This window comes from Pollutimonas bauzanensis (genome assembly GCF_900129885.1).
GTDB classification, from domain to species: domain Bacteria; phylum Pseudomonadota; class Gammaproteobacteria; order Burkholderiales; family Burkholderiaceae_B; genus Pollutimonas; species Pollutimonas bauzanensis.
Window position 1 is genome coordinate 124,464 of sequence record NZ_FQXE01000010.1, and the last position, 15,135, is coordinate 139,598.

Here is a 15,135-nt window from a genome sequence, read left to right on the forward strand (position 1 = left end):
GCCGGCACGCTTCATGCCGGCTTCCTCCGAGGCAATAAAACGGCAGTAAGCCCGCTACTCCAGCTTGATGTTGCCTTTGGCGACCACGTCCTTGGCCCAATCGAATTGCACCTTGATTTCCTTGGCGAATTCTTCAGGCGTGTTGCCCGAAGGAGCGGCGCCCTGTTTTTCGAGGGTCTCGATGACTTTGGGATCTTTCAGAGCCACCACCGCCGCGTCGCGCAATTTTTTGACGATTTCAGGAGGCGTGCCCTTGGGAGCCAGCAAGCCATACCATGCCGGCTGGTTGAGCTGGGGGTAGCCGGCTTCGGCCAGTGTCGGAACATCCTTCAGGGACGCCAGGCGTTCCGGCCAGGCAACCGCCATGGCGCGCAGGTTGCCGGCCTGGATTTGCGGCATGGAAGACGGCAGATTGTCGAACATGATTTCGATCTGGCCGCCTACGGCGTCCGTCACGGCAGGGCCCGAGCCCTTGTAGGGGACGTGCACGGCATCCGTGTCGGTCGCCAGCTTGAAGGCCTCGCCAAACAGGTGCAGCACGGAGCAAGTACCCGAGCTTCCGTAGGAGTACTTGCCTGGATTGGCCTTGAGAGCCGCTACGAATTCTTTGAAATCCTTGGCGGGGAACTTGGGATTGACTTCGATCACGTTAGGCACGTTGGCGAAATTGGTGACCGGAACGAAATCGGTCAGCGGATCGTAGGGCAGGTCCTTGGGACGGCATGCCGGCAGCACCGCCAGAGTGGACACCGTCGCTATGGACAGTGTGTAGCCGTCCGGCTTGGCGCGCGCGGCTTCGGCGGCGCCGATGGCACCGCCGGCTCCGCCCTTGTTCTCGACCACCAGCGTCTGGCCGAGTTCCTGGCCCATGCGCTGCGTGACGATGCGCGCGACGATGTCGGTCGAGCCGCCAGGCGCAAAAGGAACGATGACCCGTATGGGCTGGCTGGGATAGTCGGCGGCAGCGGCCGGGCCGGCGCCGAACGCCGACGCGACGCCGGCAACCAGGGCGACGACGGCAAATTTATTTCGAAATGGGGCCATAGGGAGTCTCTCCGTTGAAAAAACATATTTTTGGAAAACGAGGCCTTTATTTTAGCCAAGCCGCTTCATTCTGAAAGGAAGGATAACAGCAATTGCTTGCACCTGTCTGCCGGTATCGGCCCCTGCATTCTTCGCCCCGCGTCCGGCAATGCGCCTAAAATGGCGTCCCATTCCGCGATTCCTGCCTGTATTCTTATGTCCGTCATCCAGCTCGTCCTGCCCGACTTTTTACTGATCGCCCTGGGGTGGGCGCTGTTTCACAAGCTGAAGTTTTCCGGCGAATTTTTCCGTGGCGCCGAGCAACTGGTCTATTTCGTGCTGTTTCCCGCCTTGCTGTTCCATTCCATTACTCAAACGCCCTTGAGCCTTTCGGGGACCTATGTGCTGTTGCAGGCCACGGTCGGCGTCATGGCTTTCGGCGTGGCATTGGCCTGGCTGGCCGTGCCGGTCTTGAGGCCCGACCCGGTGGCGCATGCCTCCGTCGCCCAGTGCGCCTATCGTTTCAATACCTATATGGGCCTGTCGATCGCTGGCGGCCTGGCGGGCTCGGCCGGGCAGACCGTCATGGCGGTGATCGTGGGCTTTGCCGTGCCTATTTCCAATATGGCGGCGGTGCATGGCCTGGCCCGCCAGAACGGCGGCAAGGTATTCGCGGAAATCCTGCGCAATCCGTTTATCATCGCCACGGTATTGGCCTTGTTATGCAATATTTTTGCGGTGCCTGTTCCAAAGGCCGTCGATGTCGCCCTGGGACGCCTGGGCGCCTGCGCCATCGCCATCGGGCTGATGTGCGTGGGCGCGACGCTTTCGCTGCAGGGTGCCAAAGGCGCCGCCAGGCTGATGGCATGGATGCTGGCCCTGCGCTTGTTGCTGACCCCGGTCGCCGCCATCTTTATCGGATGGGCGATGGACCTGCCGGTGGTCGAACGCCAGGTACTGTTGTTATTTAGCGCCTTGCCGACGGCCTCTTCCGCCTATGTTTTGGCCGCGAGAATGGGCGGCGACGGCCGGCTGGTGGCCGTCACGATGTCGGTCGGGACATTGCTTTCCGCATTGACCATTCCTTTCTGGCTAATGATGGGCGTCCGCCCATAGCCTGCGCATATGAAAAATGAAAACACCATATTAGCGACAAGAAGCCTGTATTTACCAGATGAAAACGCCACGATAGCGCTGGCGGCGGCACTGGCCCCCATGCTGTGCGGCACCCATCCGGCCATAGGACCGAGCCAGCGGGGAGGCAGAATCCACTTGCGCGGCGATCTCGGCGCGGGCAAGACCAGCTTCGCGCGGGCCTTCCTGCGGGCGGCCGGCATCACCGGCCGAATAAAAAGTCCCAGCTACGCGCTGCTTGAAAGCTATAATCTTTCTAACTTATACTTCTATCACCTTGATTTTTATAGATTTAGCGATCCACGCGAATGGCTGGACGCCGGGTTTCGGGATATACTCCAAAAAAGAGCGGTAGTTTTGATCGAATGGCCGGAGCAAGCGGGCGACTTGTTACCCCCCCCGGACCTGGACATCAATCTCGAATATGCAGACAACGGGCGGCACGCCAGCTTAACTGCCCATAGCAACAAAGGAAAATTATGGCTGACGACACTTGCCCTCCCTCCCCGGGACTCTCCCGGCGCCGCCTCATAGCCACCGCAAGCACCTTGTTTCTTCTGCCCGTCGTTCCCCGCCTGGCCATGGCGGGCACGATCCTGGCGGTACGCACCTGGCCGGCGGATGAATACACCCGCGTCACGCTTGAAATGGACAGCGAACTCAAGGCCGAACATTTCGTGCTGGAACATCCCGACAGGCTGGTCGTCGACATCCAGGGCCTGACCATGAGCCGCGCCATCAATGACCTGGTATCGAAGATCAAGCCCAACGATCCCTATATCGGATCGGTGCGCGTCGCCCAGAACCGGCCCGATGTGATCCGCCTGGTCATGGACCTGAAGCAGCCTATCGCGCCGCAGGTCTTTACCCTCAAGCCCATAGGCGAATACAAATACCGGCTGGTGCTGGATCTGTATCCCAAGGTTGCGCAAGACCCCTTGCTGGCCATCATGGATGGCAAGGACAGCGACCCATTGGCCAAAGTGCTGGAAGACCTGGCCCAGAATTCGCCCTCGGAGGCGCCCATCCCTTCGGTCGAAGGGCAGAAGCTGCCGCCCGTGGCAAAGAACCCCAGGGGGCCGGCGGCGCCGCCCCCCAGCATTGCCCAGCCGCGCGACAGCGGCCAGCCGATACTGGTGGCCCTGGACCCCGGCCATGGCGGCGAGGACCCCGGCGCCGTGGGCCGCAATGGCACCCGCGAGAAAGACATCGTGCTGAGCATCGCGCGGCGCCTGAAGAAGCTGATCGACGCCCAGCCCAATATGCGCGCCTACCTGACGCGCGACAATGATTACTTCGTGCCCTTGCAGGTGCGCGTGCAGAAGGCCCGCCGCGTCAAGGCCGATCTGTTCATCTCCATCCATGCCGACGCCTGGATCAAGCCCAGCGCCCGGGGCTCGTCGATTTTCGCCTTGTCGCAAAACGGCGCCACCAGCTCGGCCGCGCGCTGGATGGCCCAGCGCGAAAATGACGCCGACCTCGTAGGCGGCATCAACCTCGGGTCGCACAACAAGCAGGTGGCCCAGGTGCTGCTGGACCTGTCCACGGCGGCACAGATCAACGACTCCATGCGGGTGGGCGACCGCATACTGAGCGAGATCGGGAAAATCAACACCCTGCACAAGAATCGGGTCGAGCGGGCCGGCTTTGCCGTGCTCAAGGCGCCGGACATTCCATCCATCCTGGTGGAAACGGCGTTCATCAGCAATCCCGAGGAAGAGCGCCTGCTGCGCAGCCCGGCGCATCAGGACCGCATCGCGCAGGCCATGCTCAGCGGGATCAGCGGCTATTTCGCCTCCAGCCCCGCGCTGGCGCGCCGGGCCTGAACGCCGCCCGCTTCAGGAAGCGGGCGATTTCTTCTTGAAGATTTTCCACAAGGCGCCGAAGACCACGGGCACCGCCGCGGCGCCCACGCCCACCAGGACTATGGTGTTCAGGTGTTCCTTGATGATGGGGACATTGCCGAAGAAGTAGCCCAGGGTCACCAGACTGCCCACCCACAATATGGCGCCGGATATATTGAACAGCTGGAAGCGCAGGAAGTTCATGCTGCCCACGCCCGCCACGAAAGGGGCGAAGGTGCGGAATATCGGCAGAAAACGCGACAATACTATGGTTTTTCCGCCGTGCTTCTCGTAGAAGATATGGGTCTTGATCAAGGCGCTGCGGTCCAGGAAGCGATAATTGCTGGTAAAGACGCGCGGCCCCAGGTAGCGGCCCACCCCGTAGTTGACGGTATTGCCCAATACGGCCGCAAGGACCAGCAAACCGGCCAGCAGCACCGGGTCCAGCATCCCCGACGCGCCAAAGGCGCCCGCGATGAACAGCAGCGAATCGCCGGGCAGGAATGGCAGCACCACCAGGCCGGTCTCGCCAAAAACAATCAGGAACAGCACCAGGTAAATCCATTCCCCATACTGGGCGACCCAGGCGCCAAGGAATTGGTCTATATGGAGAATCATGTGCAACAGATCGGGCATGGCAAGCTACCAAAAAAAGATACGGCAATATAGCGTGTTCGACGCGGCAAAAAAAGAAAAGTCCGATTCAACGGGCTAAAATCGGACTCAACGCAACCCACAGTCTAACGGAATGTCTTAATGCCTGAACGTCGTTCCATCGCGCCCCTGCCCGATCTGCTCATCAGCCAGATCGCGGCCGGCGAAGTCATCGAGCGCCCCGCCTCGGTCTTGAAAGAACTGCTGGAAAACGCCATCGACGCCGGCGCGCGGGCCATTGAAGTGCGCCTGGACGGGGGCGGCATACGCCGCATCGCGGTCAGCGACGATGGCTGCGGCATCCCCGAGGCCGAGCTCGCCCTGGCGCTGACGCGCCATGCCACCAGCAAAATCGCCAGCCTGCATGAGCTCGAATCGGTCAGCTCCATGGGTTTCCGCGGCGAGGCGCTGGCTTCCGTGGCCTCGGTGGCGCGGCTGACACTGACTTCGCGCACCGAAGGCGAGGCCCATGCCTGGCAGATCGAGCCGGCCCAGAGCCATCCGGCGGCGGCCTCCGGCCCCATAGGCACGACCATAGACGTGCGGCAATTGTTCGACGAGGTGCCGGCGCGCCGCAAGTTTTTGCGCGCCGAAGCCACCGAATACGGCCATTGCGTCGATGCGCTCGAGCGCATCGCCCTGGCGCAGCCGGCTATCGCCTTCCGGCTGTTTCACAACGACAAGCCGCAGCGCCACTGGCGCGCCGCGGATATCCCCCAGCGCCTGCGCGACGTGCTGGGCGCCGAATTCGTCGGGCAGGGCCTGCAGGTCGAACAGGAGCACGGCCTGGTCGCGCTGCGCGGCATCGTGACCCGCCCCACCTACGCCCGCAGCCGGGCCGATCGCCAGTATCTGTACGTGAACGGCCGCTATGTAAAGGACCGCACCGTGGCGCATGCCATACGGCAGGCTTACGCCGACGTGCTGCATGGCGACCGGCAGCCAGCCTATGTGCTGTTCCTGGAAGTCGATCCCGCGGGCGTGGACGTGAATGTGCACCCTGCCAAGCACGAGGTGCGTTTTCGCGACAGCGGCGCCATACACCGCTTCGTATCCCAGGCGCTGACCCAGACGCTGGGCAGCGGCGGCGGGCAGTCCGCCGCCGGCGGGCCGGTCCCAGCCTTTGCGCCGCCGCATGCCGACCCCTATGCCCCGCCCGGCGGCGCTGGCTCGGCGCCGTCGGCGTATTCCGCGCCAATGCCGCCGGCGCCGCCAGACGACCCGGCAGTCCCGGGCCCGGCTTTTTTCCGTCCGAGCCAGTACCAGCGCGCGTTTCCCTTGCGCGACCACGGCGCCGGAGCCGGCGCTGACTGGCAATCGTTCTACCGCCCCCTGGACACGCCCGGCGACACGCCCGGCGACACGCCCGGGCCGCAAGCCGCGGCGGCCGCAAGCGAGCAGGAATTCCCTCTGGGCATGGCGCTGGGGCAATTGCATGGCATCTACATATTGGCCCAGAACCAGTCCGGACTGGTCCTCGTCGATATGCACGCGGCTCACGAACGCGTGGTCTACGAACAGCTGAAAAAAGCCATGGACGCCCAAAGCCTGCCGTGCCAGGAATTGCTGGTGCCCGTAGTCTTCGCCGCCACCGAAAAGGAAATCGGGCTCATCGAGGAACATGGCGATACCCTGGCGCAACTGGGCCTGACCCTGCGGGCGGCGGGGCCGGCGTCCGTGGCGGTCCGGGCCGTGCCCGCGCTGCTGGCCAACGGCGACATCGAATCGCTGGCGCGCGGCGTCCTGCGCGACCTGGCCAGCGTGGGCACGTCGCCGCGCCTGACCGAGCAGCGCAACGAATTGCTTTCCACCATGGCCTGCCATGGCTCGGTGCGCGCCAACCGGCGCCTGACCCTGGACGAAATGAACGGCCTGCTGCGCAAAATGGAACAGACCGAAAGGGCCGACCAATGCAACCATGGCCGGCCGACCTGGGTGCAGTGGCAGGTCAGCGATCTCGACAGAATGTTCATGCGCGGCCAATGACGACGCCCATTATCTGCCTGGCGGGGCCCACGGCCGCGGGCAAGAGCGCCACGACGCTGGCCCTGGCGCGGCGCTGGCCGATAGAAATCATCGTCGTCGATTCGGCGACCATTTATCGCGGCATGGATATCGGCACGGCCAAGCCGTCCAAGGCCGAGCAGGCCCTGGCGCCCCATCATTTGCTGGATATCCGCGACCCCGCCGAAAGCTATTCGGCCGCCGAGTTCCAGCAAGACGCCACCGGGCTGATTCAAGCCATCAGGGCCAGAGGCAATATTCCGCTGCTCTGCGGCGGGACCATGCTGTACTACAAGGCCTTGCGGGAAGGGCTCAATGAACTGCCCGCGGCGGACCCAGTGGTCCGCGCGCAAATCGACGATGAGGCGCAGGCTTGCGGCTGGCCGCAACTGCACCGGCAACTGGCCGGCTTCGACCCGGCGACCGCCGCGCGGCTGGCGCCCAACGACAGCCAGCGCCTGCAGCGCGCCATTGAAATATACCGGATCAGCGGCCGCCCGATGTCCGCCTGGCTGGACGACGGCCGCCCTCCCCGCGACGACGGCCTGCGATTCATCACGATCAGCCTGGAGCCCTCCGATCGCCTGGCGCTGCACGCAAGGATAGCGCTGCGCTTTCGGGCCATGATAGAGCAGGGCCTGCTGGGGGAAGTGCAGGCGCTGCGCCGGCGGCCCGACCTGCATCCGGGGCTGCCAGCTATCCGTTGCGTGGGTTATCGGCAATTGTGGGACCATCTGGAGGGCAGGACCAGCCTGGAACCGGCGGTGGAGCAGGCGGTCGCCGCCACGCGCCAATTGGCCAAGCGCCAGCTGACCTGGCTGCGCTCGCAGCCAGGGCGCCATGTCATCGACTGCCTGGCCCCCGACGCGGCCGCGCGCGCCGTGGACAGGATTGCCGGATTCTGGCCGCCGGCAGGCGGCCGCGGCTCGTAGGCCCGCCTTCCTAGACCACTACGGTTTGCGGGGCATCGGGCGCTGCGCGCTCGATGATTTCGCCTATGACGCTGACCTGCTCGCCATGGGCGGCCAGGGTCGCCTTCACGGCCTCGGCCTGATCCGCCGGCACGACGATGACCATGCCTATGCCGCAATTGAACACGCGGTGCATTTCCGCATCGGCCACGCCGCCATTGCGCTGCAGCCAGGTGAACAGCTCCGGCATGGCCCAGGCGTCGCGGCGCAGCCTGGCCGCCAGGCCCGGCTGCAGGATGCGCGGCACATTGTCGAGCAGGCCGCCGCCGGTGATGTGGGCCAGGCCCTTGATGGCGGCGCCGTGCGCCGCCAGCGCCGCCAGCACCGGCTTCACATAGATGCGGGTGGGTTCCATCACGACGTCCTCCAGGGGGCGGCCGCCCAGGTCCTGGCCGGGCCTGGCGTTGGCGTGCGTGAGGATCTTGCGCAACAGCGAAAAGCCGTTGGAGTGCGCGCCGCTGGAAGCCAGCCCGAGGATCAGGTCGCCCGGCGCTATGGACTTGCCGTCGATGATGCGCGATTTTTCCACCGCCCCCACGGCAAAACCCGCCAGGTCGTATTCGCCGTCAGGGTACATGCCGGGCATTTCGGCCGTTTCGCCGCCGATCAGGGCGCAGCCCGAAAGCTCGCAGCCCTTGGCGATGCCGCCGACCACGCTGGCCGCCGTATCCACCGACAGTTTGCCGCAGGCGAAATAATCCAGGAAAAAAAGCGGCTCGGCCCCCTGCACCAGGATATCATTCACGCTCATGGCGACGAGGTCGATACCGACGGTATCGTGGCGCTGCCACTCGAAGGCCAGGCGCAGCTTGGTGCCCACGCCGTCGGTTCCCGACACCAGCACGGGCTCTTTGAGATGCTTGGGCACCTCGAACAAGGCGCCGAATCCGCCTATACCCGCCATGACCCCAGCCCTCATGGTCTTGGCGGCAAGCGGCTTGATGCGGTCGACGAGCGCATCGCCGGCATCAATATCGACCCCTGCATCGCGATAGGTCAAGGAAGCTGAATGTTTGTTTGTCATGAGAAATGCCGTGGGATGTGTAAGAATTGCATGTTGAATTAAATACCAGGGTTGATTTTACGATGAACGCGGCATATGCACCCCCCTGGCATGCGGCGGCCAGGCTCGAACTGCGCCGCCCCTCATTAGACAACACATGACACAGCAACTGATACTCGACCTGTTACCGCCTTCCGCGCCCACGCTGGACAACTTCGTTGTCGGCGAAAACGCGGCGGCGCTGGACGCGTTGCGCCATTGGGAAGCCGGTCGCGCCATTTACCTGTGGGGCGCGCCGGGCGCGGGCCGCACGCATCTGCTGCGGGCCGTCGCCGCGCGGCCGGATGCCCTGTACCACGGGCCCGGCGCCAACCCCGCCGCGCTCAAAGGCATCGCCACCGGCGACCTGCTCGAACACAAGCTCATCGCCATCGACAATATAGAGCTTCTGGACGACGCCGGCCAGGCAGCCCTGTTTGCCCTGTACAATCGCTGGCGCGAGGTCGCAGCCGCCAAACAGGGCTTTGCGCTGATTTTGGCGGGGGATCGCGCGCCGCTGGCGATGCCGCTGCGCGAAGATCTGCGTACCCGCCTGGGATGGGACCTGGTGTTTCGCCTGGAATTGCTGTCCGACCAGGACCGCGCCGAGGCCCTGAAAACCCGCGCCAGCGAGCGCGGCCTGCAGCTCTCGCCCGAGGTCATAAGCTGGGTTCTCACCCATTATGCCCGCGACATGAGCCGCCTGAGCGCGCTGGTCGAGGCCCTGGACCGCTATTCCCTGGAGAAGCACAGGGCGATCACCCTGCCTTTGTTGAAAGACCTGCTGGCATCGAGCCAGACCTAGAATGAACCTATACCTATGACGGCTGCAAAACGCTTGGCCCTGTTCGATCTTGACCACACCCTGCTGCCCCTGGACAGCGATTACCAGTGGGCCGATTTCCTGGCGCGCACCGGCCGGGCCGGCGACCCCGTGCAGGCGCAGTTGCGCAACGACGACCTGATGCAGCGCTATAACGCCGGCAACCTTACCGCCGAGCAGTCGGCCGAATTCATGCTGGGCCTGCTCACCCGCGCCGCGAGCAGCGAGCTGGCCCAGTGGCATGAGGCCTTCATGGCCGAAGTGGTGCGCCCCGCCATCTTGCCGATTGCCCGCAGCCTGGTCCAGGAACATATGGCCCGGGGCGACCTGTGCGCCATCGTCACCGCCACCAATGAATTCGTCACCGCTCCCATTGCGCGCGCCTTCGGCGTGCCGCACCTGATAGCCACCATCCCCGAAATGCATGACGGCCGCTATACCGGGCGGATCCAGGGCGTGCCCAGCTTCCAGGCCGGGAAAGTCACGCGGGTCAAGCAATGGCTGGCGGGCATGGACCTGGCGCTGGCCGATTTCGAATGTTCTTTCTTCTACAGTGACTCGCCCAACGACCTTCCCCTGCTGGAAGCCGTGACGCATCCTGTCGCCACCAACCCCAGCCCGACGCTGCGCCAGGTCGCGCAGCAACGCCGCTGGAAGATCCTTGACCTGTTCCAGGACATGCAAGACGCAAAGTCTTAAAATACATTCATGCTTAAAGAAACAATAAAAAACTTTGTCGGACGCCTATTCTCCACGCCGCGCCGCGGGCCCGAGCGCCTGCCGCGCGAAAAGCACGGCATAGACCGGCGCAATGTCTCGCGCCATGCCATCAAGGTGTGCGAGGTTCTGCACCAGCACGGCTATGTGGCCTACATCGTGGGCGGCGCGGTGCGCGATCTTATCGTCGGCCTCGAGCCCAAGGATTTCGACGTCGCCACCAACGCCACGCCCAGCCAGATCCGCCCCCTGTTCCGGCGCGCGCGCATCATAGGCAAGCGTTTTCAGCTGGTGCATGTGGTGTTCGGCCAGGAAATCATCGAAACGTCGACATTCCGGGCGCCCGCGTCGGTGGAACAAGACACCGATGAGCACGGCCGCATCCTGCGCGACAACCTGTTCGGCACGCACGAAGAGGACGCGGCGCGGCGCGATTTCACGCTCAACGCGCTGTATTACGACCCGATCACCGAGGAAGTCATCGACTACCACCGCGGCGTCCACGACCTGAAAAAGCGTGTCGTGCGCATGATAGGCGACCCGGAAACCCGTTATCGCGAAGATCCCGTGCGCATGCTGCGCGCGCTGCGCTTCGCCGCCAAGCTGAACGCCACGATAGACCCGGCTTCGCGCGAGCCCATCCTGCGCATGGCCCACCTTATCGAGAACGTCCCCGCGTCGCGCCTGTTCGATGAAATCCTCAAATTGCTGACTTGCGGCCACGCCATGGATTGCGTGCGCCAGCTGCAATCGGTGGGCTTGCACCAGGGCCTGCTGCCGCTGATGGACGTCATCTTCAAGGAAGACGGCGGCGAGCAATTCGTCGAGCTGGCGCTGGCGCGCACCGACGCCCGGGTCCGCGCCGGCAAAACCATCAGCCCGAGCTTCCTGTTCGCCGCGCTGCTGTGGAAACTGGTCAACAAGCGCTGGCAGCAGATATGCACCAGCGGCGAACATCCGGCCCAGGCGCTCATGCAGGCCGCCGATTCGGTGGTGGAGGAGCAAACCCGCAAGCTGGCCATACAAAAGCGCTTCCAGGCCGACATGCGCGAGATCTGGTTCATGCAGGCGCGCTTCGAGCGCCCCAACCCCAAGACCATCTGGCGCCTGCTGGAACAGCCGCGCTTGCGGGCCGCCGTCGACTTTTTGCAGTTGCGCGCCGAAGCGCACGAGGTCGACAGCGTCCAGGCGCAGTGGTGGATGGACCTGGCCGACGCCGATGATTCGACACGCGCCGCAATGATAGAAGCGTATCAGACCGAGAACCGCGGCAAGACGCCCGCCGCGCGCCGCCGCCGCAGCCCGAAGCGCCGCCCTGCCGCCCAGGCCGGCACCCCGCAGGCATGACGGTCTTCTTCGCGCCCCCGGGCCGCGCCGGGTAGGGCAAATGGCGCTGGCTTATATTGGTTTGGGCGCGAACCTGGGCGACGCCGCGGCGACTTTGCGGCAGGCTGTTGCCGAGCTGTCGCAGACGCCCGGCATTGCGCAGCTTGAATTGTCGCCGCTATACCGCAGCGCCCCGGTGGATTCCAGCGGCCCCGACTATATCAATGCGGTAGCGGCGCTGCAAACCCCGATGACGGCCCGCGACCTGCTGCATGCGCTGCAGCGCGTGGAACAGCGGCATGGCCGGCTGCGGCCCTACCGCAATGCCCCGCGCACGCTGGATCTGGATTTGCTGCTCTACGGCACGCAAGAAATTCAGGAACCCGACCTGATCGTTCCGCACCCCCGCATGCATGAACGGGCTTTCGTGCTGCGGCCGCTGGCGGACCTCGCCCCCGGCCTGCATCTGAAGCAAGGCCCGGTGGCGGACTTGCTGGCCGCATGCGCGGGCCAGGCCCTGGCGCGTATTCCCGGCTGAACGCGCGAGCCGGTCCCGGCGCTTACCGCAAGATCTGCCGGGCGCGCTCGATGACCGGCGCATCCACCATTTTTCCGTCCAGCTGGAAGGCCGACGAACCGGTGGCGTCGGCGAGGTCGACTATGCGCCTGGCCCAATCGGCGTCGGCCGCCGTAGGCGCGAACGCGGCATGGATGGTGGCGACCTGCGCGGGATGTATGCACAGCATGCCGCCGAAACCCATGTCGCGCACCTGCAGGGCCAGCGCGGCCAGGCCGTCCTGGTCCGAGAAATCCGGGTAGACGCCGTCCAGCGGCGCGGCCAGCCCATGGGCCGCGCTCTGCAGCAGGATCTGGCAGCGTATGTGGTTGAGCACTAAGGCCGCGCCCGCGGTGTCGGGCGCCGTGCCCAGTTCCAGCATCAGGTCCAGGCTGCCGAAAGACAGGCGGTCCACGCCGCGCTGGGCCGCGATCTGTTCCAGCGCCAGCACGCCCTTGGCGCTTTCCACTATGGGCAGCACCGCCTTGCCGGCCTGCGCCACCTGCTGGACCTGCAAAGCCGATTCGGCCTTGGGCAACAAGACGCCCTTGATATTCGGGTGCGCGGCGCACACGGCGAGGTCGGCATTGAACCAGGAGGTCGTTGCGCCATTGACCCGCACCCGGAACGAGGCTTGCGGATGGGCGCCGGCGAAGTCGCGCAGGTTTTCGCGCGCCTGGTCTTTGAGGCCGTGCTCCACCGCGTCTTCGAGATCGATGATCATGGTATCGGCGCCGGCGGCCAGCGCCTTGGAAAAGCGCTCGGGCCGCGTCGCCGGCACAAACAAGGCCGACCGGATCTGTTGCTGCATTAAATAACCCCTTGTTGCGCCAGGCTCCGGATTTGTTCTTCGGAATATCCGAGGCTGGCAAGAATGGAAGCTGAATTCTCGCCCAGCGCCGGGATCTTGTCCATGCGCGCCTGGAAAGCCGAGTTGCTTGCGGGAGGCATCAGGGCCGGCAGCGGCCCGGCAGCGCTGTCGATCTGGCGCCAGCGCTTGCGTTCGGCAAGCTGCGGGTGGTTCCACACATCTATCATCGTGTTCACGCTGGCATTGGCGATGCTGGCCGCTTCCAGCCTTTCGATGACCTGCGCGCGCGACAGCGACGCGAACGTCGTGACGATCAGCACGCGCAGCGCTTCCTTGTTGGCCACGCGCTGCGAATTGCTGTTGAAGCGGCTGTCGGCGGCCACGTCGGACTGCTGCAGGACGACTTCGCAGAATGCTGCCCACTCGCGCTCGTTCTGCAGGCCCAGCATGACTTCGCTGCCATCGCCCACCGGAAAGGGGCCATACGGGTAGATGGTGGCGTGCGAGGCGCCGGCGCGGGGCGGAGGTGGCGCGCCCTCGAAGGCGTAATACATGGGAAAGCCCATCCACTCGACCATGCTTTCCAGCATGGATACGTCGATGCGGCTGCCCAGGCCTGTGCGCCCGCGCAGCAGCAAGGCCGACAAAATGCCGCTATAGGCGTACATGCCGGCGGCGATATCGGAAATGGAGCAGCCCGCCTTGGCGGGAGTGTCGGGCGTGCCGGTGACCGACAGGAAGCCGCTTTCGCTTTGAATCAGCAGGTCGTAGGCCTTTTTGTCCTGATACGAACCGCCCTCGCCATACCCGGAAATATCGCAGACGATCAGGCGCGGGTTCTTTTCGCGCAGCGCGTCGAACGACAGGCCCAGGCGGGCCGCGGCCCCCGGCGCCAGGTTCTGCACCAGCACATCGGCCCGGTCCAGCAATTGCCCCAGGATCTCTGCCGCCTGCGGCTGCTTCAGGTCCAGGGTGAGGCTTTCCTTGGAACGGTTGGTCCAGACGAAGTGCGAGGCCAGGCCTTTTACCCGCTCATCGTAGCCGCGCGCGAAATCGCCCACGCCGGGGCGCTCCACCTTGATGACGCGCGCGCCCATGTCGGCAAGCTGGCGGGTGCAGAAGGGAGCCGCAATGGCATGTTCCAGGCTGACTACCGTGATGCCGTCCAGCGGCCGCGGCGCGGCGCCATTCGAATCGCGCGCGGGCTGTGCCGGGCCGCTCATGGCTTGAACCTCAGTTCGGCCTGGTGGGCGAGCATGCCGTCCTGCTCGGCCCATAGCTGCGCGCCATGGTCGTCCGCAAGCGCCCCCGCGACCTGGAACGGGCGCGGCGCGATCAGCGGCCGCAAGCCCCTGTACGAGAAGGACGTGACCGCCTTGTCCGGATGGGCCCGGGAGAACGCCCGGCACATCAGCGTGGCGATCAGCGGGCCATGCACGACCAGGCCGGGATAGCCTTCCGTTTGCGTGACATAGGGTTCGTCGTAGTGGATGCGGTGGCCATTGAAGGTAACGGCGGAATAACGGAACAGCATGACGGAGGACGGCGCGACGGTTTCGGACCACTGCGCCCGCGGCGCAGGCGTGCTGCCTTCGAGCTTGGGCGGGCTGGGTTCGCGGTAGACGATATCCTGCTCTTCGGCTATGCATGACACGCCGTCCTGGCTGTATTCATGCTTGACCGTCACAAACAGCAGTTTGCCGCTGCGGCCTTCTTTTTCCTTGACCGCGGCTATCGTCGATGCCCGCTTGCCCGGCGTTCCCACGCGCAAAGGGTGGCGGAACTCGAGCCGCCCGCCCGCCCACATGCGGTTGCGATTGTCGGCCGCCGGCAAAAAGCCGCCGCGCTGCGGGTGGCCATCGTCGCCCAGCTGGCCATAGGGCGCCCCCTTCACGAACAAGGCCCAATGCCACAGCAGCGGCAATTCGCCGCCCGCCCGGGGCGCCTCGGCATCCAGGCTTAGCGCCACTTTCTCGATATGGCCGATGTCGACCGTATCGTCGCACGCTTCGGTCCGGCCGACCCAGTCGGATGGATTCATGGTTGTCATTGCGGCCTCTCTGCCTTGCGTCACATAAAGCCCGTAGCTTGCCGGTTTATGGCGCGCTTGGGAATTCGATTTTCGATAAGTCCCTCTTCACTGGCCTTGAACTGGCCAGTCTGCAGACTGGCCCGGCCCCAGCGCGCATCCTGCGCGAAAGATCAGGAAAAGCCGGGACGGCTCGCCAGG

Annotated in this window: 15 protein-coding genes; 9 read left to right on the top strand and 6 right to left on the bottom strand. The window is 64.7% G+C overall.

What is annotated here, in order from left to right:
• Positions 1-54 precede the first annotated feature (54 nt).
• Positions 55-1,044, bottom strand: a complete 990-nt coding sequence (locus BUB23_RS17605; protein WP_073105460.1) for a tripartite tricarboxylate transporter substrate binding protein BugE — start codon at positions 1,042-1,044, stop codon at positions 55-57.
• Between the two features lie 159 nt (positions 1,045-1,203).
• Here BUB23_RS17605 and BUB23_RS17610 point away from each other — a divergent pair, with 159 nt between their 5' ends.
• From BUB23_RS17610 to BUB23_RS17620, 3 genes are read left to right on the top strand one after another with little or no spacing between them, the layout of a single operon-like run.
• Complete coding sequence (locus BUB23_RS17610) at positions 1,204-2,139, top strand: AEC family transporter (protein WP_073105462.1); 936 nt, start codon at positions 1,204-1,206, stop codon at positions 2,137-2,139.
• A 9-nt stretch (positions 2,140-2,148) separates the two neighbouring features.
• Positions 2,149-2,691 carry a tRNA (adenosine(37)-N6)-threonylcarbamoyltransferase complex ATPase subunit type 1 TsaE gene (gene tsaE, locus BUB23_RS17615; protein ID WP_073105465.1) on the top strand — a complete coding sequence of 181 codons (543 nt, stop codon included), beginning with the start codon at positions 2,149-2,151 and terminating at the stop codon, positions 2,689-2,691.
• The gene (locus tag BUB23_RS17620; protein WP_073105468.1) at positions 2,637-3,983 is read left to right on the top strand and encodes an N-acetylmuramoyl-L-alanine amidase; all 1,347 of its coding nucleotides are present in this window, start codon (positions 2,637-2,639) and stop codon (positions 3,981-3,983) included. The genes tsaE and BUB23_RS17620 overlap by 55 nt, the downstream gene beginning before the upstream one ends.
• Positions 3,984-3,995: 12 nt before the next feature.
• Here BUB23_RS17620 and BUB23_RS17625 read toward each other — a convergent pair whose 3' ends face one another.
• Complete coding sequence (locus tag BUB23_RS17625) at positions 3,996-4,637, bottom strand: VTT domain-containing protein (protein WP_073105471.1); 642 nt, start codon at positions 4,635-4,637, stop codon at positions 3,996-3,998.
• 120 nt (positions 4,638-4,757) lie between these two features.
• On the opposite strand from BUB23_RS17625, the gene mutL reads away from it, so the two are divergent.
• Both mutL and miaA read left to right on the top strand, forming a co-directional pair.
• The gene (gene mutL / locus BUB23_RS17630; protein ID WP_073105474.1) at positions 4,758-6,641 is read left to right on the top strand and encodes a DNA mismatch repair endonuclease MutL; all 1,884 of its coding nucleotides are present in this window, start codon (positions 4,758-4,760) and stop codon (positions 6,639-6,641) included.
• Entirely contained in the window at positions 6,638-7,591 is a 954-nt protein-coding gene (gene miaA, locus BUB23_RS17635; protein WP_073105477.1) for a tRNA (adenosine(37)-N6)-dimethylallyltransferase MiaA, read from the top strand. Before mutL ends, miaA begins: the two co-directional genes overlap by 4 nt.
• Positions 7,592-7,601: 10 nt before the next feature.
• Here miaA and purM read toward each other — a convergent pair whose 3' ends face one another.
• The gene (purM, locus tag BUB23_RS17640) at positions 7,602-8,654 is read right to left on the bottom strand and encodes a phosphoribosylformylglycinamidine cyclo-ligase (protein ID WP_073105480.1); all 1,053 of its coding nucleotides are present in this window, start codon (positions 8,652-8,654) and stop codon (positions 7,602-7,604) included.
• Between the two features lie 136 nt (positions 8,655-8,790).
• Between purM and hda the strand changes: the two genes are divergently transcribed.
• Genes hda through folK form a run of 4 tightly spaced genes read left to right on the top strand, consistent with a single transcriptional unit; the run spans position 8,791 to position 12,076 of the window.
• Positions 8,791-9,477, top strand: a complete 687-nt coding sequence (gene hda / locus BUB23_RS17645) for a DnaA regulatory inactivator Hda (protein WP_073105482.1) — start codon at positions 8,791-8,793, stop codon at positions 9,475-9,477.
• A 15-nt stretch (positions 9,478-9,492) separates the two neighbouring features.
• Entirely contained in the window at positions 9,493-10,194 is a 702-nt protein-coding gene (locus BUB23_RS17650) for an HAD family hydrolase (protein ID WP_073105485.1), read from the top strand.
• A 9-nt stretch (positions 10,195-10,203) separates the two neighbouring features.
• Positions 10,204-11,559: a polynucleotide adenylyltransferase PcnB gene (pcnB, locus tag BUB23_RS17655; protein WP_073105488.1), complete on the top strand. Its 1,356-nt coding sequence runs from the start codon at positions 10,204-10,206 to the stop codon at positions 11,557-11,559.
• Positions 11,560-11,599: 40 nt separating this feature from the next.
• The gene (gene folK, locus BUB23_RS17660) at positions 11,600-12,076 is read left to right on the top strand and encodes a 2-amino-4-hydroxy-6-hydroxymethyldihydropteridine diphosphokinase (protein WP_073105491.1); all 477 of its coding nucleotides are present in this window, start codon (positions 11,600-11,602) and stop codon (positions 12,074-12,076) included.
• A 22-nt stretch (positions 12,077-12,098) separates the two neighbouring features.
• On the opposite strand, the gene BUB23_RS17665 is transcribed toward folK, so the two are convergent.
• From BUB23_RS17665 to BUB23_RS17675, 3 genes are read right to left on the bottom strand one after another with little or no spacing between them, the layout of a single operon-like run.
• Entirely contained in the window at positions 12,099-12,905 is an 807-nt protein-coding gene (locus tag BUB23_RS17665; RefSeq protein WP_073105493.1) for an HpcH/HpaI aldolase/citrate lyase family protein, read from the bottom strand.
• The gene (locus tag BUB23_RS17670; protein WP_073105496.1) at positions 12,905-14,128 is read right to left on the bottom strand and encodes a CaiB/BaiF CoA transferase family protein; all 1,224 of its coding nucleotides are present in this window, start codon (positions 14,126-14,128) and stop codon (positions 12,905-12,907) included. The genes BUB23_RS17665 and BUB23_RS17670 overlap by 1 nt, the downstream gene beginning before the upstream one ends.
• On the bottom strand, positions 14,125-14,955 hold the full coding sequence (locus BUB23_RS17675) for an HTD2 family dehydratase (protein ID WP_073105499.1): 831 nt from the start codon (positions 14,953-14,955) through the stop codon (positions 14,125-14,127). The genes BUB23_RS17670 and BUB23_RS17675 overlap by 4 nt, the downstream gene beginning before the upstream one ends.
• Positions 14,956-15,135 lie beyond the last annotated feature (180 nt).

What these genes read in the sequence shown, in the direction of transcription:
- BUB23_RS17605 (WP_073105460.1), bottom strand. Translation starts at nt 1,044, where the DNA reads ATGGCCCCATTTCGAAATAAATTTGCCGTCGTCGCCCTGGTTGCCGGC.
- BUB23_RS17610 (WP_073105462.1), top strand. Translation starts at nt 1,204, where the DNA reads ATGGCGTCCCATTCCGCGATTCCTGCCTGTATTCTTATGTCCGTCATC.
- tsaE (WP_073105465.1), top strand. Translation starts at nt 2,149, where the DNA reads ATGAAAAATGAAAACACCATATTAGCGACAAGAAGCCTGTATTTACCA.
- BUB23_RS17620 (WP_073105468.1), top strand. Translation starts at nt 2,637, where the DNA reads ATGGCTGACGACACTTGCCCTCCCTCCCCGGGACTCTCCCGGCGCCGC.
- BUB23_RS17625 (WP_073105471.1), bottom strand. Translation starts at nt 4,637, where the DNA reads ATGCCCGATCTGTTGCACATGATTCTCCATATAGACCAATTCCTTGGC.
- mutL (WP_073105474.1), top strand. Translation starts at nt 4,758, where the DNA reads ATGCCTGAACGTCGTTCCATCGCGCCCCTGCCCGATCTGCTCATCAGC.
- miaA (WP_073105477.1), top strand. Translation starts at nt 6,638, where the DNA reads ATGACGACGCCCATTATCTGCCTGGCGGGGCCCACGGCCGCGGGCAAG.
- purM (WP_073105480.1), bottom strand. Translation starts at nt 8,654, where the DNA reads ATGACAAACAAACATTCAGCTTCCTTGACCTATCGCGATGCAGGGGTC.
- hda (WP_073105482.1), top strand. Translation starts at nt 8,791, where the DNA reads ATGACACAGCAACTGATACTCGACCTGTTACCGCCTTCCGCGCCCACG.
- BUB23_RS17650 (WP_073105485.1), top strand. Translation starts at nt 9,493, where the DNA reads ATGACGGCTGCAAAACGCTTGGCCCTGTTCGATCTTGACCACACCCTG.
- pcnB (WP_073105488.1), top strand. Translation starts at nt 10,204, where the DNA reads ATGCTTAAAGAAACAATAAAAAACTTTGTCGGACGCCTATTCTCCACG.
- folK (WP_073105491.1), top strand. Translation starts at nt 11,600, where the DNA reads ATGGCGCTGGCTTATATTGGTTTGGGCGCGAACCTGGGCGACGCCGCG.
- BUB23_RS17665 (WP_073105493.1), bottom strand. Translation starts at nt 12,905, where the DNA reads ATGCAGCAACAGATCCGGTCGGCCTTGTTTGTGCCGGCGACGCGGCCC.
- BUB23_RS17670 (WP_073105496.1), bottom strand. Translation starts at nt 14,128, where the DNA reads ATGAGCGGCCCGGCACAGCCCGCGCGCGATTCGAATGGCGCCGCGCCG.
- BUB23_RS17675 (WP_073105499.1), bottom strand. Translation starts at nt 14,955, where the DNA reads ATGACAACCATGAATCCATCCGACTGGGTCGGCCGGACCGAAGCGTGC.